Source organism: Paraburkholderia sp. BCC1885 (genome assembly GCF_900996235.1).
Classification (GTDB): Bacteria; Pseudomonadota; Gammaproteobacteria; order Burkholderiales; family Burkholderiaceae; genus Paraburkholderia.
The window spans coordinates 100,490-123,689 of the sequence record NZ_CAAJGM010000033.1; the positions used below are offsets into that span (position 1 = coordinate 100,490).

General features: G+C 63.6%; 21 protein-coding genes. 1 reads left to right on the forward strand and 20 read right to left on the reverse strand.

Annotation, left to right across the window (positions count from 1 at the left end; translation table 11 throughout):
- Window positions 1-7 precede the first annotated feature (7 nt).
- Window positions 8-799, forward strand: coding sequence for a helix-turn-helix domain-containing protein (locus tag FQ755_RS02765; protein ID WP_144150749.1), 792 nt, complete (start codon window positions 8-10; stop codon window positions 797-799).
- 33 nt (window positions 800-832) lie between these two features.
- Here FQ755_RS02765 and FQ755_RS02770 read toward each other — a convergent pair whose 3' ends face one another.
- The 20 genes from FQ755_RS02770 to FQ755_RS02860 form a co-directional block, all read right to left on the reverse strand.
- Window positions 833-2,023 carry an O-succinylhomoserine sulfhydrylase gene (locus FQ755_RS02770; RefSeq protein WP_144150751.1) on the reverse strand — a complete coding sequence of 397 codons (1,191 nt, stop codon included), beginning with the start codon at window positions 2,021-2,023 and terminating at the stop codon, window positions 833-835.
- Window positions 2,024-2,454: 431 nt separating this feature from the next.
- On the reverse strand, window positions 2,455-4,002 hold the full coding sequence (gene purF / locus FQ755_RS02775) for an amidophosphoribosyltransferase (RefSeq protein WP_144150753.1): 1,548 nt from the start codon (window positions 4,000-4,002) through the stop codon (window positions 2,455-2,457).
- 111 nt (window positions 4,003-4,113) lie between these two features.
- Window positions 4,114-4,608, reverse strand: a complete 495-nt coding sequence (locus FQ755_RS02780; RefSeq protein ID WP_144150755.1) for a CvpA family protein — start codon at window positions 4,606-4,608, stop codon at window positions 4,114-4,116.
- A gap of 7 nt (window positions 4,609-4,615) precedes the next feature.
- The gene (locus FQ755_RS02785; RefSeq protein WP_144150757.1) at window positions 4,616-5,569 is read right to left on the reverse strand and encodes an SPOR domain-containing protein; all 954 of its coding nucleotides are present in this window, start codon (window positions 5,567-5,569) and stop codon (window positions 4,616-4,618) included.
- A gap of 29 nt (window positions 5,570-5,598) precedes the next feature.
- On the reverse strand, window positions 5,599-6,909 hold the full coding sequence (folC, locus tag FQ755_RS02790) for a bifunctional tetrahydrofolate synthase/dihydrofolate synthase (RefSeq protein ID WP_144150759.1): 1,311 nt from the start codon (window positions 6,907-6,909) through the stop codon (window positions 5,599-5,601).
- 168 nt (window positions 6,910-7,077) lie between these two features.
- Entirely contained in the window at window positions 7,078-7,950 is an 873-nt protein-coding gene (gene accD, locus FQ755_RS02795; RefSeq protein WP_144150761.1) for an acetyl-CoA carboxylase, carboxyltransferase subunit beta, read from the reverse strand.
- 84 nt (window positions 7,951-8,034) lie between these two features.
- Entirely contained in the window at window positions 8,035-8,850 is an 816-nt protein-coding gene (gene trpA, locus FQ755_RS02800) for a tryptophan synthase subunit alpha (protein ID WP_144150763.1), read from the reverse strand.
- An 81-nt stretch (window positions 8,851-8,931) separates the two neighbouring features.
- Window positions 8,932-9,843, reverse strand: coding sequence for a DNA-methyltransferase (locus FQ755_RS02805; RefSeq protein ID WP_144150765.1), 912 nt, complete (start codon window positions 9,841-9,843; stop codon window positions 8,932-8,934).
- Between the two features lie 11 nt (window positions 9,844-9,854).
- Window positions 9,855-11,048, reverse strand: a complete 1,194-nt coding sequence (trpB, locus tag FQ755_RS02810; protein ID WP_144150767.1) for a tryptophan synthase subunit beta — start codon at window positions 11,046-11,048, stop codon at window positions 9,855-9,857.
- A 63-nt stretch (window positions 11,049-11,111) separates the two neighbouring features.
- Entirely contained in the window at window positions 11,112-11,840 is a 729-nt protein-coding gene (locus FQ755_RS02815; RefSeq protein ID WP_144150919.1) for a phosphoribosylanthranilate isomerase, read from the reverse strand.
- Window positions 11,837-12,649, reverse strand: a complete 813-nt coding sequence (gene truA, locus FQ755_RS02820) for a tRNA pseudouridine(38-40) synthase TruA (RefSeq protein WP_144150921.1) — start codon at window positions 12,647-12,649, stop codon at window positions 11,837-11,839. The genes FQ755_RS02815 and truA overlap by 4 nt, the downstream gene beginning before the upstream one ends.
- Before the next feature lie 8 nt (window positions 12,650-12,657).
- A complete protein-coding gene (locus FQ755_RS02825) occupies window positions 12,658-15,579 on the reverse strand; it encodes a FimV/HubP family polar landmark protein (protein WP_144150769.1) in 2,922 nt (973 codons plus the stop codon).
- Between the two features lie 139 nt (window positions 15,580-15,718).
- Window positions 15,719-16,840, reverse strand: coding sequence for an aspartate-semialdehyde dehydrogenase (asd, locus tag FQ755_RS02830; protein WP_144150771.1), 1,122 nt, complete (start codon window positions 16,838-16,840; stop codon window positions 15,719-15,721).
- An 83-nt stretch (window positions 16,841-16,923) separates the two neighbouring features.
- Window positions 16,924-17,052 carry a hypothetical protein gene (locus tag FQ755_RS37935; RefSeq protein ID WP_260858260.1) on the reverse strand — a complete coding sequence of 43 codons (129 nt, stop codon included), beginning with the start codon at window positions 17,050-17,052 and terminating at the stop codon, window positions 16,924-16,926.
- Window positions 17,053-17,211: 159 nt separating this feature from the next.
- Window positions 17,212-18,279 (reverse strand): 3-isopropylmalate dehydrogenase, encoded by a 1,068-nt coding sequence (leuB, locus tag FQ755_RS02835; RefSeq protein WP_144150773.1) that lies wholly within the window; start codon window positions 18,277-18,279, stop codon window positions 17,212-17,214.
- Window positions 18,280-18,333: 54 nt separating this feature from the next.
- Window positions 18,334-18,984: a 3-isopropylmalate dehydratase small subunit gene (leuD, locus tag FQ755_RS02840; RefSeq protein WP_144150775.1), complete on the reverse strand. Its 651-nt coding sequence runs from the start codon at window positions 18,982-18,984 to the stop codon at window positions 18,334-18,336.
- Between the two features lie 77 nt (window positions 18,985-19,061).
- Window positions 19,062-20,471, reverse strand: coding sequence for a 3-isopropylmalate dehydratase large subunit (gene leuC / locus FQ755_RS02845; RefSeq protein ID WP_144150776.1), 1,410 nt, complete (start codon window positions 20,469-20,471; stop codon window positions 19,062-19,064).
- 290 nt (window positions 20,472-20,761) lie between these two features.
- Window positions 20,762-22,063: a citrate synthase gene (gene gltA / locus FQ755_RS02850; protein ID WP_144150778.1), complete on the reverse strand. Its 1,302-nt coding sequence runs from the start codon at window positions 22,061-22,063 to the stop codon at window positions 20,762-20,764.
- A gap of 72 nt (window positions 22,064-22,135) precedes the next feature.
- A complete protein-coding gene (locus tag FQ755_RS02855) occupies window positions 22,136-22,405 on the reverse strand; it encodes a succinate dehydrogenase assembly factor 2 (RefSeq protein ID WP_144150780.1) in 270 nt (89 codons plus the stop codon).
- Between the two features lie 81 nt (window positions 22,406-22,486).
- Window positions 22,487-23,191: a succinate dehydrogenase iron-sulfur subunit gene (locus FQ755_RS02860; protein WP_074294075.1), complete on the reverse strand. Its 705-nt coding sequence runs from the start codon at window positions 23,189-23,191 to the stop codon at window positions 22,487-22,489.
- Between the last annotated feature and the right edge of the window lie 9 nt (window positions 23,192-23,200).

Consider the following 23,200-nt stretch of genomic DNA (forward strand, 5'->3'; position numbering starts at 1 on the left):
TTCGTTCATGAGCCACGCGGCCGTCACCGCCCCCAGCGTTTCGTTGCGCCGTTACGGCGCGGTCGAGGCCACGGATCTGCACGACTTTCACCAGGTCGTGCTCGGGCTCGACGGCGCGATGGTGATGACGGTGGACGGGGTCGGTCAGATGATCGATTCCGGCTCGGCGTGGCTGATTCCGGCGGGCGCGCAGCACGATTACGCCGGGGTCGGCGAAAACCGGCAATTGGTGCTGGATCTGCCGGCCACGTCGCTGGCGGTGCCGCAACGGTTGTTCGACCGCGCGCGGGCGGTGTCGGTGGATGCGTCCTTGACGCGGCTCGTGCATAGCATCGCCGCCCGCGCCACGGGCGGCATGCAGGCCGCCGACAATCCGGCGGCGCGGCGCTTTCACTGGGACGCCGCCGCGCGCCTATGCGCGGCCATGCTCGCGGACGCCGGCACGACGCACTCCGCAACCCCCGACGGCGCGTCGGCCGCCGGCCTCGACTTCGCGCGCATTGACCGCTGGCTGCGCGCGCGTCTCTCGGAGCCGCTGCGCATCGCCGATCTCGCCGCACATTGCGGCTTCGGCATGCGGCGCTTTCATCAGTTGTTTATCGAGGCGTTCGGCGAGACGCCGCATCGCTATCTGCAGCGTCTGCGGCTCGATACCTCGATTACCTTGCTCGCCGATCCACGGCGTTCGCTTACCGACATCGCCCTTGAAGTCGGCTTTGGCGATCAAAGTGCCTATACGCATGCGTTCACGCGGCGTTTCGGTCTGGCGCCGGGCCAATGGCGCACCGTGCGCCACTGATCCCGGCGTGACTTACGCCTGATGGCTTGAGACTTACCCCGCCAATCCGCGCGCCAGATCGTCGCGGATATCGCCCGCATTTTCCAACCCTACGGCAAGACGGATCAGCCCTTCCGAAATGCCCGCTGCGGCGCGCGCTTCGGGCGTGATGCGGCTGTGCGTCGTCGTCGCCGGATGGGTGATCGTCGTGCGCGTGTCGCCCAGATTGGCCGTAATCGAGCAGATCTCCGTGCCGTCGATCACACGCCATGCGTTCGCGCGCTGCGCTTCCGGCGTATCACCCTTCAATTCGAACGACACCACCGCGCCGCCCGATTTCTGCTGACGTTTGGCAATCTCGTATTGCGGATGCGATTCCAGCCCCGGATAGAACACCCGATTCACCGCTGGATGCGCTTCGAGCCAGCGAGCAATTTCCAGCGCGTTATCCGACTGCTTCTCCACTCGCAGCGACAAGGTTTCCATGCCCTTGAGCAGCACCCACGCATTGAACGCCGACAGGGTCGGCCCAGCGCTGCGCACAAACGGAAATACTTTTTCCATGATGAACTGCTTCGAGCCGACCAGTGCGCCGCCGAGCACGCGACCCTGGCCGTCGAGGAACTTGGTGGCCGAATGCATCACCACATCCGCGCCCAGCTTGAGCGGCTGCTGCAGCGCCGGGCTGCAGAAACAGTTGTCGACCACGAATAGCGCATTCGACGCCTTGGCAATCTTGCCGATCGCTTCGATGTCGGCGATCTCGGTCAGCGGGTTTGACGGCGTTTCGAGGAAGAACATTTTCGTCTCGGGACGCACGGCGTTTTTCCACGCGTCGAGATCCGTCGGATCGACAAAGGTGGTCACGATGCCGAACTTGCTGAAGATCTGCGAGAACATGCCGAGCGTCGACCCGAACAGGCTGCGCGAACTGACGAGGTGATCGCCCGCCTGCAACGCCGACATCACCACCGACATGATCGCGGCCATGCCCGAAGCCGTCGCGATGCAGGCCTCGCCGCCTTCCAGCGCGGCCAGACGGTCCTGGAACATCGTGACCGTGGGATTCGTGAAGCGCGAGTACGTGTAGTTGTCCTCGGAATTCTTGAAGCGTTCGGCGGCGTCGGCGGCGCTGGTGAACATAAAGCTCGACGTCAGGAAAATCGCTTCCGAATGCTCGTTGAAGTCGCTGCGCAGTGTGCCCGAGCGGACCGCGAGGGTGTCGAAGTTCAGGGAGTCGTCCATGTTGGTTCTAGTTCCATTTTCCACGTGTCATCACGTGTTGCACGTTTTCCAGACCGGCGCTGCTCGCCTCGGGTTCATTTCAGGTTCGTTGTCACGCTGAATGAACGGCAGGCGCGCCGGCAACAAAAAAGCCCGCTTTGCGTCGGCATAAGCGGGCTTCGTGTGCGGGGAAAGCTGGAGCGGCGGCGGACGGTTGCTGCTGGTTTCCACCGTTCGCTTTAGCTGTTTTGGGTTGCCCCGCGTCCGCAAGCTGAGATCAAATCGACGCAAGCCGTCATCCTAACATGCGTGGCGCGCGGCGTGCAGGGTCGCTCCAAAGTTGCAATGGTCTCGCTCGCGCCCGACTATCTCGAAAAAATGCCGGACCAGGCCACATTTTCCGAGCCGCGCCGGGCGTCTCACGCACCGCGACAAACCATTGCGAGGACTCGTTACTCCACCGACAACTGCAGGTGCAACTGGGAACGCGCGGCTCCGCCTTCCATGGCTTCGCTGGCGGCATCGCGGTCCGATTGCGCGGACGGCGCGAGACGGGCCGTTTCGATGCGATCCAGATACTCGGTCGTGACGTCGCCGGTGATGTAGTTGCCGTCGAAGCACGAGGCCTCGAATTCCTTCAGCGCCGGGTTGGTGTCGCGCACAGCCTGCTTGAGTGCGTCGACGTCCTGATACACGAGGTGATCCGCGCCGATCATGCGCGCCACTTCTTCGTCCGTGCGGCCGTGGGCGACGAGTTCGCCGCGCGTCGGCATGTCGATACCGTAGACGTTGGGGAATTTCACCGGCGGCGCCGCCGAAGCGAAGATCACCTTGTTCGCGCCCGCGTCGCGCGCCATCTGCACGATTTCGTGCGAGGTGGTGCCGCGCACGATCGAATCGTCGACGATCAGCACGTTTTTGCCCTTGAATTCGATCGCCATGGCATTGAGCTTCTGGCGCACCGACTTCTTGCGCACCGCCTGGCCCGGCATGATGAAGGTGCGGCCCACGTAACGGTTCTTGAAGAAGCCCTCACGATATTCGACGCCGAGCTTCTTGGCGACCTGCATGGCCGCGGGGCGCGACGAATCGGGGATCGGCATGACCACGTCGATCGGCACATCCGGCAGTTCGCGCTTGATCTTCTCGGCGAGGTAATCGCCCATGCGCAGACGCACGTTGTAGACCGGCACGCCGTCGAGCACCGAGTCCGGACGCGCGAGGTACACGAGTTCGAAGATGCACGGGTTCAGGCTGGCGTTCGGCGCGCACTGTTGCGAGTGCAGATTGCCTTCGACGTCGATGAACAGCGCCTCGCCCGGCGCCACGTCACGGATGAATTCGAAGCCGATACCTTCGATCGCCACCGATTCTGACGCCACGATCCACTCCACGCCGTGCGCCGTTTCCTGCTTGCCGAGACACAGCGGACGGATGCCGAACGGGTCGCGGAAGGCCAGCAGGCCGTAACCGGCGATCAGCGAAACGATCGCATACGAACCGCGCACGCGGCGGTGCACGCCCGAGACCGCCTTGAACACCGACGCCGGGTCGATCTGCAAGCCGGACGTGGAAAGCTGCAGTTCGTGCGCGAGCACGTTGAGCAGCACTTCGGTGTCGGAATTGGTGTTGATGTGGCGGCGATCGACGCGGAACATCTCGTCTTTGAGTTGCTGCCAGTTGGTCAGGTTGCCGTTGTGAGCGAGGATGATGCCGAACGGCGCGTTCACGTAGAACGGCTGGGCCTCTTCTTCGCTCGACGCCGAACCGGCCGTCGGGTAACGCACCTGGCCGATGCCGGTGGTGCCGGGCAGGCTGCGCATGTTGCGCGTGCGGAACACGTCGCGCACCATGCCGTTGGCCTTATGCATGTGGAAATTGCTGCCGTTCGCCGTCGCAATGCCGGCTGCGTCCTGACCGCGGTGCTGCAGCAGCAGCAGGCTGTCATAGATCAGCTGATTGACCGGAGATTGGGAAACTACGCCTACGATGCCGCACATGGCATGTCCTTCAAAGGTACGAAATTCGTAACGGCGGCCGGTGCCTGGGAAGCAGCCGGGTCGCGCCGGTGTCCTGCGTGTTCCCCTGAACGGCTCGTCAGCTTGTGATCGTCACACACGGACGTAAGCAGCGAGTGTCTCGGGAAGCAGCGGTTTCAGTTCGTGCACGCCCTGGACCGCGTAGGGCCGTAGCAAGGCGTTGCGCCAGAATTCCTGCTGGGGCAGTTCGGTCAGGCCTGCAAGGGCGACCAGAATCAGCACCAGAATGACCCCGCGGACGAGGCCGAACATCAAACCCAGCGAGCGGTCCACGCCGCTCAAACCGGATACCTGCACGAGCCGGCTCAGCAGCGCGTTGGCCACGCCCACCACCAGCATCACGCCGACGATCAACAGGGCAAAGGCCAGCAGCCATTGCGTCAGCGCGCCGCCCGGCCACCTGGCCGGCATGTACGGCACCACAAGGCCGACGAAATGACACGCAATCAAAAACGCCGCCACCCAGCCGATCAGCCCGAATATCTCGGACAGGAAACCACGCCAGGTGCCACGCAAGGCTGACAAACCGATCACCGCCATTACAGCGTAGTCGAAGGCCGTGAACATCGCTGACTTACTGCGCCGAGCCGCTGTTCGAACCCGACGTCAACCCAGCCGCGCGAACCTTGGCGATCGCCGCCGAGGCAGCCGAGCGGTCGGCGAACGGGCCGGCGCGCAATAGCGTCTGGGTGGTGCCGTCGGCCTGCTTCCGACGTTCGGTATATGCGGGCACACCCGCCGCTTTCAACTTGGCCGCCCACGCTTTTGCGCCGGCGTCGTCGGGGAATGCGCCCAGCTGCACCGCGAAACGGCTGCCCGGCGGCGAGGCGGGCGTGCCGGAATCGGCGTCCGCGGCGGCGGCATCGGTGCTGTTGCTGTTGAGGCTATTGGTGCTGTTCGCGCTCGGGTTGGCGGCGCTTTGGGTCGGCGCGGGCGCCGGTTTGAGCGGTTTCGCTGATTTGTTGCCCGCTTTCGCGCCATTAGCGGACGACGCGGCCGGCGACGTATTCGCCGCGATGGCCGTGGATGTCGGCGACTTGCCGCCCGACTTGCCCGCGCCAGCCGGCACGGCGGCCGATCCTTGCTGCGTCATGGCATTGGCCGTGGCAGGAGCTGCCGGGGCCGGAGCCACGCCGGACGCCGCCAGCGAGCTGTTAGCGCTGTCGGCCGCCGGATTGTCGGGTGCCACGCCCGCCTGGGTGTCTTCGTCGTCGGCAGCCGCTTTGGGCGCTGGACGATTGGGGATGTCGATGGCGATGTCGTCAGTGACGGGTTTCGGGTGCGAATCGAGCACCATGGGCAGAATCACCACGGCTGCGACCACCATCGCGATTGCGCCGACCAGGCGGCGACGCGCGCGCTGCTTTTCCGGCAGCGTGGGGTCGAGCAGCATCGCGTCGGCGTCAGGCCGTTCCGTGCGGCGGGTTCGCCGCTCCACGCGCTCGCCACGGGCGGCCCGGGTGGAACTGGTGTTTGCGCCACGCCGGGTGGGCGTGTCGTCTTTCTTGCCGAACGAGAAAATTCCCATGAATCGCTTGGTTCGAGGCTGCCGCCCGTTCAGTGTTGCTGCGATTTACGATAGGCCATCACGCCGGCTACCGTATAGAAACTGCCGAAAACCACGATTCTATCATTCTCCGTGGCTCGTTTTAGCGCGTCTTGAAAAGCCTCCGCGGGCGAAATGTAGCGCGTTACGCTGCTATCCGTCCCATCGGCCACGCCGGATTCCCGCAAAATCGCCTCCAGATCCTGCGCGGACGCCGCGCGCGGGCTCGGCAGGTCGGTCACGCACCAATGGTCGATTTCGCCTTTCAGGTGTTCGACAACGCCGGCGATATCCTTGTCGCGCATTGCGCCAAAAACAGCGTACGTGTACGGAAAATAGCCCATGTTGCCGAGATTCTGCGACAACACGGCGGCCGCGTGCGGATTGTGACCGACATCCAGCACGATTGACGGCTTGCCCGGGAGCACCTGGAAGCGCCCGGCCAGTTCGACGTTGGCGAGGCCGAGGCGGATGTCCTGCGCCGAGACCGGCAGGCGGTCGCGCAAGGCTTCGAGGCCCGCCAGAGCCGCCGACGTATTGATGAGCTGGTTCGCGCCGCGCAGCGCCGGATACGCCAGCGCCGAACGGCGCATGGTGCGGCCGACGTAGCTCCATTGCTGGCGCTCGCTGCCCGCCTGGCCTTCGTAGCGGAAATCGCGGCCGAATAGCCACAGATCGGCGCCGATCGCTTCCGCATGGTCGATCAGCGTCTGCGGCGGCACCGGGTCGGCGCAGATGGCCGGCTTGCCTGCGCGGAAGATGCCGGCCTTCTCGAAGCCGATCTTCTCGCGTGTATCGCCGAGGTATTCGGTGTGATCGATGTCGATGCTGGTGATGATCGCGCAGTCCGTATCGAGGATATTCACGGCGTCCAGCCGGCCACCGAGGCCGACCTCCAGAATCACCGCGTCCAGCCCGCTGGCGGCGAACAGATGCATGATCGCCAGCGTCGTGAACTCGAAATACGTCAGCGAGACCGGTTCGGCGAGGCTTAAGCGCGCCGCCTCGACTGCTTCGAAATGTCGCAGCAGATCGGCGTCGCTGGCCACCACGCCGTTCACGCGCGCCCGTTCGTTGAAGGTAAGGAGATGCGGCGAGGTGTGGCAGCCCACGCGGTAGCCGGCGCGCAACAGGATCGTTTCGAGGATCGCGCAGGTCGAGCCCTTGCCGTTGGTGCCGCCCACCGTGATCACCGGACAGTCGAACGACAGATTCAGCGCCTCGCGCACCTTGCCGATCCGCGTCAAACCCATGTCGATGCCGACCGGATGCGCGGATTCAAGGTGCGTGAGCCACGCGTCGAGAGTGGGGAATGTGGTCATCGGATGCGTCGGTTAGGCGGTGTTGCGCGGTTGCTCGGGTCGCTTCGCAGCGAGACCGCGATTATCCCGGAAATGACTGCGCGCCGCTTGATGACCTCTCGCGGCGCGCTATCTTTTTGCTCCGCCGCGCGTCGTGGCGCGGCGTCAGGGCCTTTGCGCGACTTTTACTTACGCCACCGCGTCGGCCGGCTGGCGCGACATCAGCGCCATCAGGCGGGCGATTTCCTCACGCAGTTTGCGACGGTCCACGATCATGTCGACCGCGCCCTTCGTCAGCAGGAATTCGGCGCGCTGGAAGCCTTCCGGCAACTTTTCGCGCACGGTCTGTTCGATCACGCGCGGGCCGGCAAAGCCGATCAGCGCTTTCGGCTCGGCGATCACCACGTCGCCGAGGAAGGCGAAGCTCGCCGACACGCCGCCCATGGTCGGATCGGTCAGCACCGAGATGAACGGCAGCCTGGCTTCCGACAGCCTGGTCAGCATGGCCGTGGTTTTGGCCATCTGCATCAGCGAGAGCAGGCTTTCCTGCATCCGCGCGCCGCCCGAAGCAGTGAAGCAGATGAACGGCACGTTCTGTTCGAGCGCGTTTTGCGCGCCGCGCGCGAAGCGCTCGCCGACCACCGAACCCATCGAGCCGCCCATGAACGAGAACTCGAAGCAGGCCACCACGCACGGCAGCGTGTGAATCGCGCCGCCCATGACGACCATGGCGTCGGTTTCGTCGGTTTCTTCCATCGCCTCTTTCAGGCGGTCCGGGTACTTGCGGCTGTCTTTGAACTTGAGGGCGTCGACCGGCAGGATTTCCTGGCCGATTTCGTAGCGGCCTTCCGGATCGAGCAGGCCGTCGAGGCGTTCACGGGCGCCGATGCGCATGTGGTGGTCGCACTTCGGGCACACGTGCAGATTCGCTTCCACGTCGTTGCGGTACAGCACCGCTTCGCACGACGGGCACTTGATCCACAGACCTTCCGGAATCCCTTTACGGTTTTTCGGATCGGTTTGCTTGATTTTGGGCGGCAGCAGCTTGTCGAGCCAGCTCATGATGATTCCTTCCAGGGTCTTCGGTACGCGCGACAGCGGGGACGAAACCCCGCCGCGCAGCTTACAGCAGACAAAAAGTAACGGTTATCGGGCGTTCGCGCCGATGCTGTCCAGCGCCTCACGGATTTCTGCGATGAAACGCGTGAGCGTCTCGGCAGCGGCCTCCGGCGCGGCTTTTTCGAGCAATTGCACGATACGGCTGCCGATCACGACGGCATCGGCGACTTCGGCCACCGAGCGCGCCGTCTGGGCGTCCCGGATACCAAAACCGACGCCCACCGGCAGGGGCACGCGCGACTTGATGGCCGGGATTTTACCCGCGATGCTGGAAACGTCCAGATTTGCCGCTCCGGTGACCCCTTTGAGCGACACATAATAGACGTAGCCGCTGGCGATCTTGCCCACTTCGGCGATGCGTTCGTCGGTCGAGGTGGGCGCCAGCAGGAAGATCGGATCGATGCCGGAAGATCGCATCTTTTCAGCGAAATTCACCGACTCTTCCGGCGGGTAATCGACCACCAGCACGCCATCTACGCCCGCTTCCCGAGCGGCTGCGGCGAAGGCGTCGACGCCCATCCGTTCGATCGGATTGGCATAGCCCATCAGCACCACCGGCGTCTTGTCGTCGCGCGTGCGGAATTGCCTGACGTCCGCCAGCACGTGACGCAACGAGACGCCATGCGCCAAGGCGCGTTCCGACGAAGCCTGGATCACCGGACCGTCGGCCATCGGATCGGAAAATGGCACGCCGAGTTCGATCACATCCGCGCCGCCGGCGGCGAGCGCGTGCATGAATTCGACGGTCCGAGCCGGGTCCGGATCGCCAGCCGTCATGAACGGAATCAGTCCTTTCTTGCCCTGCGCAGCCAAAGCTGCAAACGTGCTTTTAATACGCGACATTGAAATATTCTCGAAAATAGTTAGCTGCGCGTTGGCTTCCATTCACCGCTGATCAAACTAAATTAGCGCCAAAATAGCGCCTTACTCGGTTTCAGCGGCTTCGGACGCAAGCGGCGCGACGGTTTTATCTGACGCAACCTGCGCGGCCGCGCTGACGCGTTCACGCGCGATCGCGCAGTAACTTTCATTGATTTCGTAGCCGACGAATTCGCGCTTCTGACGGGCGCAAGCGACTGCGGTGGTGCCACTGCCCATAAATGGGTCAAGCACACGGCCGCCCGGCGGGCAACTCGCGAGCACCATGCGCTCGACGATTTCCAGAGGCTTCTGGGTCGGATGATCGACGCGTTCGGCATGTTGCCGATGCAGGCGCGATACCGACCAGACATCCTTCGGATTATAGCCAAGCTCCAGCCACTTGCTGCCCTCGAACAATTTACGCGAACGCGCCTTCTTCGTGACGGCATCATATGGGATGCGGACGGGATCGAGATCGAAGTAGTAATCCTTCGACACCGCGAAAAAGCCGATGTTGTCGTGCACGGACGTGAAGCGGCGGGTGGTGCCGCCCATGCTCGGCACGCGCCGGTCCCAGATGATCTCGTTGACCATCGTCAAACGCATCTTCAGGAAGCTGAAGATTTCCGGCGCGTACTGCCACGTGCAGAAGATATACAGCGAACCGGACGGCTTGAGCTTCGGGATCGCCAGCTCGAGCCAACCCCGCGTCCAGGCGATGAAGTCCTCGCCCGACCGCATGTCGGAATCGTTGCCATAATCCTTGCCGAGCCCGTAGGGCGGATCGGCGAGGATCAGGTCGATCGATGCATCCGGCAGGTTCGCCACATCGGTCAGAAAATCGCGGTTCAAGAGCTGAATACCGGCAGGCACCACCGGCAAAGCCACTGCGGACGCCAACTCGGGCGTCCTGGTGGCTTCAGCCGTTTCAGCCTCGGTGCCGGCCGGTTGCGGCTCGTCGAACTCGTCGCGCATCGTCGCGGCGCTCAGAACGTGATGCCCGATCGCTCGGCGACCGTGTGCATGTCCTTGTCGCCGCGACCCGACAGGTTCACCAGAAGGCATTTATCCTTCGGCAAGGTCGGCGCGAGCTTGGCCGCGTAGGCCAGCGCGTGGCTCGATTCCAGCGCCGGAATGATGCCTTCGATCCGGCAGCAATCGTGGAACGCCTTGAGCGCCTCTTCGTCCGTGATGCCGACGTATTGCGCGCGGCCGGTTTCGTGCAGCCAGGCATGCTCGGGACCGACGCCCGGGTAGTCCAGACCGGCCGACACCGAATGCGTCTCGATAATCTGGCCGTTTTCGTCCTGTAGCAGATACGTGCGGTTGCCGTGCAGCACACCGGGGCTGCCGCCGATCAGCGACGCCGCGTGGCGGCCCGTATCGAGACCGTCGCCCGCCGCTTCAACGCCGATCAACTGCACGTCTTTGTCGTCGATATAGGGGTAAAAGATACCCATTGCGTTCGATCCGCCACCCACGCAGGCAATCACCGCATCCGGCTGACGGCCGACCAGCTCGGGCATCTGCACCTTGCACTCGTCGCCGATCACGCGCTGGAAATCGCGCACCATCATCGGATACGGATGCGGACCCGCAACCGTGCCGATGATGTAGAAGGTATTTTCGACGTTGGTGACCCAGTCGCGCATCGCCTCGTTGAGCGAATCCTTCAGCGTTTTCGAGCCCGATTCCACCGGCACGACGGTCGCGCCCAGCAGCTTCATGCGGTAGACGTTGGCGGCCTGGCGGCGCACGTCTTCCGAGCCCATGTAGACCACGCATTCCATGCCGAAACGCGCGGCGATCGTAGCGGTGGCCACGCCGTGCTGGCCCGCGCCGGTTTCCGCGATCACGCGCGGCTTGCCCATGCGTTTGGCGAGCAGCGCCTGACCAATCACGTTGTTGATCTTGTGGGCGCCGGTGTGGTTCAGGTCTTCGCGCTTGAGGTAAACCTGCGCGCCGCCGAGCAGTTCGCTCCAGCGCTGCGCGTGATAGATCGGCGACGGACGGCCGACGAAGTGCTTCAGTTCGCGTTCGTATTCGGCAACGAACTCGGGGTCTTTCTGGAATTTTTCGTAGGCTTCACGCAGCTCATTGAGTGCGTGGACCAGCGTTTCGGCAACGAACACGCCGCCAAATTGGCCGAAATGGCCTCGTTCATCGGGCAAGTTATACATGGATGTCACTCTTCTCAGTGTGCCGGACGGGCCGCTTCGTTCGAAGCCGGCACCGCGGCTGAATCACTCTGCGTCCGCCGCGCGCACTGCGCGTACAAACGCCGCCATTCGGGCGTGATCTTTCACGCCCTTGGCGCCCGCTACTTCGATGCCGCTGGAGACATCGACCGCGTAGGGGCGCACACGACGAATCGCGTCACTGACGTTTTGCGCGTTCAACCCACCACTCAAAACGGCCCGACGCGCGAGCTCTGCTGGAATAAGTGACCAATCGAAAACCTTCCCGCCGCCGCCATAGCCTTCCACATGGGTATCGAACAGAAGACCGCTGGCTGCTGCATAGTTAAGCGCCGATTTTACCAAATCGGCTTGCCGAGTATCAGCCCCGACACGCAAAGCGCGCAACCAAGGCAAACCCGCAACACTGGCGAGCGCCTCGCACTGCTCGGGCGTCTCGTCACCATGGAACTGTAGCAAGGTGAGCGGAATGTTGCTGACCACCTCGTGAACCCATTCCGGCGACGCATTCACGAACAGGCCCACCACCGACACGAACGGCGGCACGTCGCGCACCAGCTCGAGCGCCTGAGCGATACCGACCGAGCGCGGGCTGGGCGGATAAAACACGAGGCCGAACGCGTCGGCGCCGAGCTCGATGGCATGGGCGACGTCCGCGGGTTTCGACAATCCGCACAGCTTGATGCGGGTCCGGCGCGGCGCCGCGTCCTGCGTCTCGTCCTGCGGCTGGGATGCGCCGACGGCGGCCGGCGGGTTCAGTGTGCTTGAATTCATGATTCCGGTGATTCGGTCCAAACGGTGCTCCACGGCACGCTACCCGACTGCGCGGCAGGCACCGCGAATTCCTCAGGATAGCCTACCTGCGCGAGATACAGGCCGTCGGGCATGAAAGTGGGCGCCGCCTGGCTGCGGTCGCGGCTCGCCAGCACCTCGGCCATCCACGTGGCCGGATAGCGCCCACGGCCGATTGCCACCAGACAGCCCATCAGGTTACGCACCATGTGATGCAGAAAGGCGTTGGCGCGGAAGCGAAAGTGAATGAAATCGCCCTGCTGCCGCACGTCGATCTGATGCAGATGCTTGACTGGCGTCTTCGCCTGACATTCCGAGGAACGGAACGCCGAAAAATCGTGCTCGCCAATCAGACAGGCCGTCGCCGCGCGCATGGCTTCGACGTCGAGCGGCGTGTGAATCCAGCCGGCGCGGGCGGTGAGCATCGGCGAGCGCACCGGATGGACATACAGCGCGTAGTAATAGGTCCGCTCGAAGGCCGAAAAGCGCGCGTGGAACGCCTCCGGCATCGGCTTGGCCCATTGCACCGCAATCGTCTTCGGCAAAAACGCGTTGGTGCCGCGCACCCAGGAGAAATCCGTGCGGTCGAGTTCGGTGTCGAAATGCACCACCTGACCGAGACCGTGGACACCGGTATCTGTACGGCCGGCTACCACCGTCGGCAGCGGCGTCTGCGCAAATTCGCGCAGCGCCCGTTCGAGCTCGTCCTGCACCGTCTTGCCGTGCGGTTGCGACTGCCAGCCGCAAAAGGCCGAACCGTCGTACTGGATCCCTAGCGCAATCCGCGTCACGGCAGGCATTACGACAGGGGCGCCAGCGTCGACAGCAACGCGCGCGCTTCGGTGCGCGTCGCCAGGTCGTTCGCGTCGATGACTTCGTGGATCAGCGCCCGCGCGCCGGCCAGATCGCCTAGCTCGATGTATTCGGACGCCAGTTCCAGCTTGTTGCGCGCGATCCTGACGAGGTCCTGCGGCGTGAACGACGGCAACGGCTGCGCGGGACTCGGCGGCAATTCGAGGTCGAAATCGAGATTGAGCGCGCCGAAATGCGCCGCGCCCAAACCGGCGACGGCGGCCGCGCCTGCGACGCCGGCGCTGATTTCGTCGGCGGCATGCTGAGGCGCCGCTTCCTGCGACGGGACGGCTTGCTGGGCCGTGATCTCGGGGTCGACAACCGGCTGGGTAGAAAGCGAGGGCGGTGGCGTCAGCGGAGCGGCCGACTCGGCGCGTGGCGGCAAGCCGAGGTCGAGACTGCTGAAGGCGTCGACGGCGGCACGCGGGAAGCCGGTTGGCGTGGTCGGCTCCTCTTGCGGCGGCTCTTGGGGCGTTTCCGTGAGCGGCGTGTTTGACGCGTGCTCATGGGCGTCCACGGCGTGCGGCGCGGACGGCTCGTCGTGTGCCGGCGCTTCCGGCTGCTCGTGGGCTTCTGTGTGCGACTCTGCCCCGTGGGCCGGCGCGAATGCGCTGGGTTCTTCCGGCATCTCGCGTTGCTCTGCCGGCGCGTCGGCGTGCCGGTATGCCGAAGGATCGAACGACGCCTCGCCGTGGGCAAAGCCTTCGCCAAACGGGGTATCCGTCTGCAACTCGCCAAACGACGCGGGCGTGCCGAAATCCATCTGCGGCACCGGCGGGGCCTCGCCTGCATTCGGCCCGGCGGCGGGGATTTGTTCAGGCGAATGATCCGTGGCCTGATTCCATTGGCTGGCCTCGGACGGCGTAGGATGACTTGCCTGTTCGCCTTGTGCTGGGGCGGCATGGGGCGGCAGTTGTGTGTCGTCGTGGGGCTTTTCTGCTGCGGTGAGGCCGGCGGCTGCGGCGGCATCTTCGAAAGGGTTCAGCGACGGAGCGTGCGTGTCTTCCAGCGACGCGGTATGCGGCGCGGCGGACGGCGTGTACCCGGATGCGTCGAATGCTGACGGTTCTGCATCCTCGCCGGATTCGGGCGCGTCTGCGTGGGTCTGCGGCACGCTTTCGCTGGTGAACGCGGCGGGTTCGTGGGGCGGCGCGTCGTGCTCTGCCATGTGCTGCTGCGCCGCTGATTCCTGCGTCGTCTCACGGCTCGCTGCTTCACGAGCCTGCGCGTCCCACGCGGCCGCTTCGTGTTCACCCGCTTCGCGCGCTGCCTCGTCATTCGCGATGGATTGATGCGCTGCCGCTTCCTGGGCGGCGGCCTCACGGAATTCGGCTTCGCGCTCCGCCGCCTCATACGAGGGCGCATTGCCGGCGGCCAGATCATGCGCCGCTGCCTCGTGAGCGCTCACTTCTCGCTCGGCTGCCTCTCGTTCAGATACCTCTCGTTCGGCTGCTGCACGCGCCGCTGCTTCCGACGAGAGCGCAGCCACGGCTGCTACGTCGTGTGCGTCTTCCTCATCAACGACGACATGGCCACGCGCGTCGATGTCCTCGTGCGGCGCCACGGCATCTCGCGCCAGCGGGGCCGCAGTCTCGTTCACGCCCGAAGCCGCGCTTGCCGCAGCTGCATCCGCCGGTGTGACCCGACTTTTGCGCCGCCGAATGCCAAATGCGGCCAACAGAGCCACTAAGGCCGCGCCGATGGCCGCAGCAAAGCCCACGTTCACCGGCGACAGATCCAGATTACCGACGCTCGCATGCGAGTTCGCCCCCGCGCCATTGCTCGCCACGCGCGCGCTGGACGCCGCCCCCGCGGGAGCATTCGCCGGCCCAACCGCCGGCGCCGCCCCTCCCACCTGAACAGGCTGGGCGGTCTTGCCGCCGATGCCATGCTTCCGCAATTCAAGCAACACCCGGCTCTTCAGCGCGAGCAATTGCTGCAGACTTGAAACCTGCGCCGGGGCCTGCACCACCGGAGCGGCAGCGGGAGGCGCTGACGGTTGCACCACCGACGCCCCCGCCAACGGCGCAGCGCCCGACGAAGGCTGGATAGCACCCGCCCAGACGTGAGCGCCACTGGCTTGCGCCGGAGGCAGCGCGGCGACAGGCGCCGTCGAAGAAGCGCCAACGGCCGAGGACGAAGATGCAGACGTAGCGACCGCTACCGCACCTTGAGCAACCGTGGCCGGCACGCTAGCCACCAACGGCGCGCTTGCGGTAGCCGCTGTCGTCGAACTTGCAAGGAGCGGCGCGCTCGCAGGAGCGGCGGCCACTGCCGGAGCAGGCGCGGGCGCGGCATGCACGGCACCGCTTGCACCATTCGACTGCATCGCAATCCCAGTCGCAGCCGATTGCGACACAGCGCTCGCCGCATTGGCCGTAGCCGGCGCGGACGCCGCGCCCGACACGCCAGCCGTCGAAGTCGTCGACGTGGCTGAACTTGCCGCGACCGCCGCGCTTGACGTCCCCGAAGTTGTCCCCGAAACAGCCCCTGACGCTACCGCCGCCCCCGTCGCATCCAGCGACGGAATCGTCAGCACCGCCCCCAGCCGCAACCGGCTCGGATCGTGCGCCATAAACGCATTCGGATTCGCATCGAAGAGGGCCTTCGAGGCGCGCACCAGCGTCGCGCGATCGTGCGACTGCGTGGCGGCGATCGCCACGTCATTGAGCGATTGCCCCGGGTGAATCGTGTATTGGCTGCCGGCCGCAAGCGGTGCCGATGCGGCGCTCGCCGCGCTTGCACCGTCCGCAGTTGCGGCCTGCACAACGGAGGCGCCGGCAAAAGTCCATGCAAGCGCCGCCGCGGCTGCGATCCGGCACACACGGCTGCGCGACGCAGCGTGAAGCGAAGAAACTCGAACGGTCATCGGGACGACCGGCGCGTCAGCGCTCAGCCCTTGGTTGCGATTGGATTGGGACAAGATTTTTCGGAGCACACAATGAAAAAAGCGCCGCGCAAGCGCGACGCTTTTTGAGTTTTTACGCGTCGTAGGCGCGTAGTTTACTTTACTTGTCGAGCAGAATGCGCAGCATCCGACGCAGCGGCTCAGCGGCGCCCCACAACAACTGGTCGCCCACCGTGAAAGCCGACAGATATTCGCCGCCCATCGCGAGCTTGCGCAGACGTCCAACCGGCACCGACAGCGTGCCCGTCACCACGGCCGGCGACAGATCGCGGATCGACGCTTCCCGCTCGTTCGGCACCACCTTGACCCAGTCGTTGCCCGAGGCGAGGATGCTGTTCACTTCGTCCAGCGGCACGTCCTTCGTCAGTTTGATGGTCAGCGCCTGCGAGTGGCAACGCATCGCGCCAATGCGCACGCACAGGCCGTCCACGGGAATCGAACCCGGCGTGCCCATCGCCGGCTTGCCGAGGATCTTGTTGGTTTCCGCGCCGCCCTTCCACTCTTCCTTCGACATGCCGTTGCCGAGATCCTTGTCGATCCACGGAATCAGCGAGCCCGCGAGCGGCACGCCGAAGTTGTCGGTCGGCATGCGGTCGCTGTTCATCGCGGCCAGCACGCGGCGGTCGATATCGAGAATCGCCGACGACGGGTCCGCCAGATCTTCCTTGGCCGCGCCGTACAGCGTACCCATCTGTTGCAGCAGTTCGCGCATGTTCTGCGCGCCCGCGCCCGAAGCGGCCTGGTACGTCATGGCCGTCATCCAGTCGACGAGATTCTCGCGGAAGAGGCCGCCCAGCGCCATCAGCATCAGGCTGACCGTGCAGTTGCCGCCGATAAAATTCTTCTGACCCTTCACCAGCGCGCTCTTGATCACGTCGAGGTTGACCGGGTCGAGAATGATGACCGCGTCGTCCTTCATGCGCAGCGACGAAGCCGCGTCGATCCAGTAGCCGTTCCAGCCCGCTGCGCGCAGCTTCGGGAACACGTCGTTGGTGTAGTCGCCGCCCTGGCAGGAGATGATGGCGTCGCACTTTTTCAGGTCGTCAATGCTCGAAGCATCTTTGAGCTTGGTCTCGTTTTTAGCGAACGACGGCGCGTTGCCGCCCGCGTTGCTGGTGCTGAAAAACACCGGTTCGATCAGATCGAAATCGCCTTCCTGTTGCATACGCTGCATCAGGACGCTGCCGACCATGCCGCGCCAACCTACGAGACCTACGTTCATGACACTTACCCTTCGAGTGGAGGCTTCCCCGCATCTTTGCCCGCAGTGACCGCGCGGGGAAGATGGGCGGGCACGACGGACGATCAGCGAATCGTGATCGTTTTCGGGGTAATCGTTTTGACCAGCGTTTTGATGGCAATGGCGAGCTCAACCACACGGGCCGTTTTGCCGTGGTGGTTGGAAATCGAGGTGATTTGAAGAGCGTTAGCCATTTCTACAGTCTACACGAAAACCGGATTTAAGCAGCCTGGATAGCCGCTATTGCGCGCGAATTGGCTGGATTGCGGCCCATTCGCGCGTGATTCTCTATCTAACTCACCGCACGCCGCGAAATTTCGCGGCGCTTTACTAACGCAGTTGCAACAGCGGCCTTAAAGCGCGGCGACGACGGCGTCGCCCATCGCCGCGGTGCCAACCTGCTGGCAACCCGGCGTGAGGATGTCGCCGGTGCGAAAGCCTTGCTCCAGCACTTTCTTCACGGCGGCTTCGATGCGCTCGGCCTGCTCGGCCTTGTTCAGCGAGTAACGCAGCATCATCGCGGCGGACAGGATGGTGGCGAGCGGATTCGCCACGCCTTTGCCGGCGATGTCGGGCGCCGAACCGTGCGACGGCTCGTATAGACCCTTGCTGTTCTTGTCGAGCGAGGCCGACGGCAGCATGCCGATCGAACCCGTCAGCATCGCGGCCTGATCGGACAGGATGTCGCCGAACATGTTGCCGGTGACGACGACGTCGAACGCCTTCGGCGCCTTCACCAGTTGCATGGCCGCGTTGTCCACGTACATGTGCGACAGTTCGACGTCCGCGTATTCCTTCGACACGTCGATCATGATGTCGCGCCAGAACTGCGAGGTTTCCAGCACGTTGGCCTTGTCCACCGACGTGACTTTCCTGCTGCGCTTTTGCGCCGCCTGAAACGCGACGTGCGCGATGCGGCGCACTTCCGGCTCCGAATAACGCATGGTGTCGAAGCCTTCCTGCGCGCCGGCGAACAGACCGTCCGGCGCCTCGCGCACGCCGCGCGGCGTGCCGAAGTAAATGTCGCCATTCAGCTCGCGCACGATCAGGATGTCGAGGCCCGCAACGATTTCCGGCTTCAGCGACGAGGCCGCCACCAGCTGCGCATAGCAGATTGCCGGGCGGAAGTTCGCGAACAGCTGCAGGTGCTTGCGCAAGCCGAGGATGGCCTGCTCCGGACGCAGCGCGCGTTCGAGCGAGTCGTACTTCCAGTCACCTACGGCGCCGAACAGGATCGCATCGGCTTCCTTCGCCAGCGCCAGCGTCGAATCGGGCAACGGATGCCCTTTCGCTTCATAACCCGCGCCGCCGACGGGCGCCTCTTCGAGCTCGAACTTCTCGCCGAGCACATTCAGAACCTTGACGGCTTCCTTGACGATTTCCGGCCCGATGCCATCGCCGGGCAACACTGCAATCTTCATGCGAATTTCCTTGATTGTTTTCTCTTCACACCACCGCGTGTGACGCGTGCGCGTTCAACCGACAATGCGGTGACCGAGCCACGGCTGCTTGGTCAGACGCTCGGCTTCGAACTGGCGAATCTTGTCGGCGTGACGCAGCGTGAGGCCGATATCGTCAAAGCCGTTCAGCAGACAGTACTTGCGAAAACCCGCCACTTCGAACGAATACTGCGTGCCGTCGCCGACGCGCACGGTCTGCGCTTCGAGGTCGATGGTCAGCTCAAAACCGTTGAACGCATACGTTTCGTTGAACAGATGATCGACCTGCTGCTCGGTCAGCACGATCGGCAGCAAGCCGTTTTTGAAGCAGTTGTTGTAGAAGATGTCCGCGAAACTCGGCGCGATGATCGCGCGGAAGCCGTACTGCTGCAGCGCCCACGGCGCGTGCTCGCGCGAACTGCCGCAGCCGAAATTCTTGCGCGCCAGCAAGATGGACGCGCCTTGATAACGCGGCTGGTTCAGTACGAAATCCGGATTCAGCGGACGCTTCGAATTGTCCTGACCCGGCTCGCCGTGATCGAGGTAACGCCATTCGTCGAACGCATTCGGACCGAAACCCGTGCGCTTGATCGACTTCAGGAACTGCTTCGGAATGATCGCGTCCGTGTCGACGTTTTCACGATCCAGTGGCGCCACGACGCCGGTATGTACGATGAATTTATCCATGGCCCATCACCAACCAGAGTAGAAACCGGCGGCTGCGACACAATGCGCGCCGCCGGTGGAGTCGAAAGTAGCGCGGCTTAGCCGAGCTTGCGAATATCGACGAAGTGGCCTTCGATGGCCGCGGCCGCAGCCATGGCCGGGCTCACGAGGTGCGTGCGGCCACCCGCGCCCTGACGGCCTTCGAAGTTGCGGTTCGAGGTGGACGCGCAACGCTCGCCCGGATCGAGCCGGTCGGCGTTCATGGCGAGGCACATCGAGCAACCCGGTTCGCGCCATTCGAAACCTGCGTCGGTGAACACCTTGTCGAGACCTTCACGTTCTGCTTGCGCCTTCACCAGCCCCGAACCCGGCACCACCATCGCCAGACGGATGCTCGGCGCCACCCGGCGGCCCAGCTTGCGCACGACGTATGCCGCGGCGCGCAGGTCTTCGATACGCGCGTTGGTGCACGAGCCGATGAAAATCTTGTCCGGCTTGATGGATTCGATCGGCGCGTTCGGTTCGAGCGCCATGTATTTGAGCGCGCGTTCCATCGCGTCGCGCTTGACCGGATCTTTCTCGCGTTCGGGATCCGGCACGCGGCCGTCGATTGCCGTGACCATCTCGGGCGAGGTGCCCCACGTGACCTGCGGCACGATTTCCGCCGCATTCAGTTCGACCACGCGGTCGAACTGCGCGCCGTCGTCCGACCTGAACTGCTTCCAGTATTCGACCGCGTGATCCCACTCGACGCCTTCCGGCGAGAACGGGCGGCCCTTCAGGTACTCGACCGTGGTGTCGTCGACCGCGACCATGCCGGCGCGCGCGCCCGCTTCGATCGCCATGTTGCAGACGGTCATGCGGCCTTCCATGGTCAGCGCGCGAATGGTCGAGCCGCCGAATTCGATGGCGTAGCCCGTGCCGCCCGCCGTGCCAATCTTGCCGATGATGGCGAGCACGATGTCTTTCGCGGTACAGCCGCGCGGCAATGGGCCCTCGACCTTCACCAGCATGTTCTTGCTCTTCTTCTGCAAAAGCGTTTGCGTGGCCAGAACGTGCTCGACTTCCGAGGTGCCGATACCGTGCGCCAGCGCGCCGAACGCGCCGTGGGTGGACGTGTGCGAGTCGCCGCAGACGATGGTCATGCCCGGCAGCGTGGCGCCCTGCTCCGGCCCGATGATGTGCACGATGCCCTGACGCAGGTCGTTCATCTTGAACTGGGTGATGCCGTAGGCGTCGCAGTTCGTATCGAGCGTGTCGACCTGCAGCTTCGACACCGGATCGGCAATGCCCTGGCTGCGGTCGGTGGTGGGCACGTTGTGGTCAGAGACGGCCAGGTTCGCACTGATGCGCCACACCGGACGCTCGGCCAGCTTCAGGCCCTCGAAGGCCTGCGGGCTCGTGACTTCATGCAGCAGGTGACGGTCGATGTAAAGAATCGTCGTACCGTCTTCTTCCGTGTGGATCACGTGCGTGTTCCACAATTTGTCGTAGAGAGTCTGTGCCATGGTATGCGGGGTAGTGATGACTGCGGGCAAGCTGTGTGTGCGATCGATTATGCCACGCTGATCCCGCCTTTTGCCGGTCGCTGAAGCAAAAAACCGATAAAAAACAGGGAGTTGGGTGGTAGTAGCGATACCTGTATCGCGGGTGCCCGGCAACGCCTGCCGCCGGCAAAATCACGCCCAAAAAGCAAAACGCCCCAACGTGGAACCCGTTGGGGCGTCTTTCACTTCATCGTTTTGCACAACTCACAGCAATCTAACCGGCCGTGAGATCCGCGCAAATCAGCATGCGTTTAACGTGCCGAAATCGGCTTCGCTTCACGCGGCGTGTCGCCAACGAACAGCTGACGCGGACGGCCAATCTTCTGCTCCGGATCGGCGATCATTTCGTTCCACTGCGCAATCCAGCCCACGGTACGTGCCATCGCGAAGATACACGTGAACATCGAGGTCGGAATGCCGAGCGCGCGCTGCACGATGCCCGAGTAGAAGTCGACGTTCGGGTACAGCTTGCGCGACACGAAGTATTCGTCTTCCAGCGCAATCTTTTCCAGCGCCATGGCGAGCTTGAACAGCGGGTCGTCGTGCAGGCCCAGTTCTTCCAGCACTTCGTGGCAGGTTTCGCGCATCAGCTTGGCACGCGGGTCGTAGTTCTTGTAGACGCGGTGACCGAAGCCCATCAGCTTCACACCCGAGTTCTTGTCCTTCACCTGCTTGATGAACTCAGGAATGTTGTCGACCGAGCCGATCTCTTCCAGCATGTTCAGTGCGGCTTCGTTCGCGCCGCCGTGCGCCGGACCCCACAGGCAGGCGATACCGGCTGCGATACACGCAAACGGATTCGCGCCCGACGAACCAGCCAGACGCACCGTCGAGGTCGACGCGTTCTGTTCGTGGTCAGCGTGCAGAATCAGGATACGGTCCAGCGCGCGCACCAGCACGTCGTTGACCTTGTACTCTTCGCACGGGTTCGAGAACATCATGTGCATGAAGTTCGCGCTGTACGAGAGTTCGTTCTTCGGGTACGCAAACGGCTGGCCGATGCTGTACTTGTACGCCATGGCCACCAGCGTCGGCAGCTTCGCGATCATGCGAATGGCCGACACGTCGCGGTGACGCGGGTTATTGATGTCGAGCGAGTCGTGATAGAACGCCGACAGCGCGCCGACTGCGGCCACCAGAATCGCCATCGGGTGCGCGTCGCGGCGGAAGCCGCGGAAGAAGAAGTGCATCTGCTCGTGCACCATCGTGTGCTTCGTGACGGTGTCGACGAATTCGGTCTTTTGCGCTTCGGTCGGCAGTTCGCCTTTCAGCAGCAGGAAGCAGGTTTCGAGGAAGTCGGCATTTTGCGCGAGATCGTCGATGGGGTAGCCGCGGTACAGCAGCTCGCCCTTGTCGCCGTCGATGTACGTAATGGCCGAGTTACACGCCGCCGTCGACATGAAGCCCGGGTCGTACGTGAACTTGCCGGTCTGGCCGTACAGTTTGCGGATGTCGATCACGTCCGGGCCCATCGTGCCCTTGTAGATCGGCATTTCAACGCTCGGCGAGTTGTCGCTGAACGATAGCGTGGCTTTAACATCTGACGGGGTCATGGCACATCCTCAATCGAAGTATGGAAACAGGGTTTCGATAATTGCACGCGTGGAACAACGGACTGGCTTTACTCAGGCAGTGCGCAGCAGCTCCAGCACCCGGGCTACATCCGGATCTGCAAGGTCGCCTTCCGGTTCCTTGCGCGCGAGTAGCAAGTCCATCAGGTCGTTATCGCTCAGCTCTAGCAGGCGCGTAAGTGCGCCCACATCGGCGTCGCTGAGGTCATGCTCGTATTTGCCGAAAAAACGCTCGAAAATCAGATCGTTTTCCAGCAAGCCCCGGCGGGCGCGCCAGCGAAGGCGCTCCCGCCGAAGCGGGTCGGCTTGATGCGGTTCGTTCATATCAGTACGTGCCGGACCGCCCCAAGCGTACTGACCGCCCCTTTGGGGGGCCTGAACGCAGGGAGCGTGAGGGCTCTTTCATCAGACAGCGCGGCGAACCATCAATTCCTTGATCTTGCCGATCGCCTTCGTCGGGTTGAGCCCCTTCGGGCACACATCGACGCAGTTCATGATCGTATGGCAACGGAACAGACGGTACGGGTCTTCCAGATTGTCGAGACGCTCGCCGGTCGCTTCGTCGCGGCTATCCGCGATGAAACGATAGGCTTGCAGCAGACCGGCCGGGCCGACGAACTTGTCCGGATTCCACCAGAAGCTCGGGCACGACGTGGAGCAGCTTGCGCACAGAATGCACTCGTACAGGCCGTCCAGCTCTTCGCGTTCTTCCGGCGACTGCAGGCGTTCCTTTTCCGGCGGCGGCGTATCGTTGATCAGATAAGGCTTGATCGAGTGATACTGGTTGAAGAACTGCGTGAAGTCGCAGATCAGGTCGCGCACGACGGGCAGCCCCGGCAGCGGACGCAGCACGATCTTCTGCGGCAGGTCGTTCATGTTGGTCAGGCACGCCAGACCATTCTTGCCGTTGATGTTCATTGCGTCCGAACCGCACACGCCTTCACGGCACGAGCGGCGGAACGACAGCGTTTCATCGACCGCCTTCAGCTTGAGCAGCGCGTCGAGCAGCATGCGTTCGTGCGAGTCGATTTCGATCTCATACGACTGCATGCGCGGTGCTGCGTCCTTGTCCGGATCGTAGCGGTAGATTTCAAATGTACGCTTGGCCATTTCTGAATT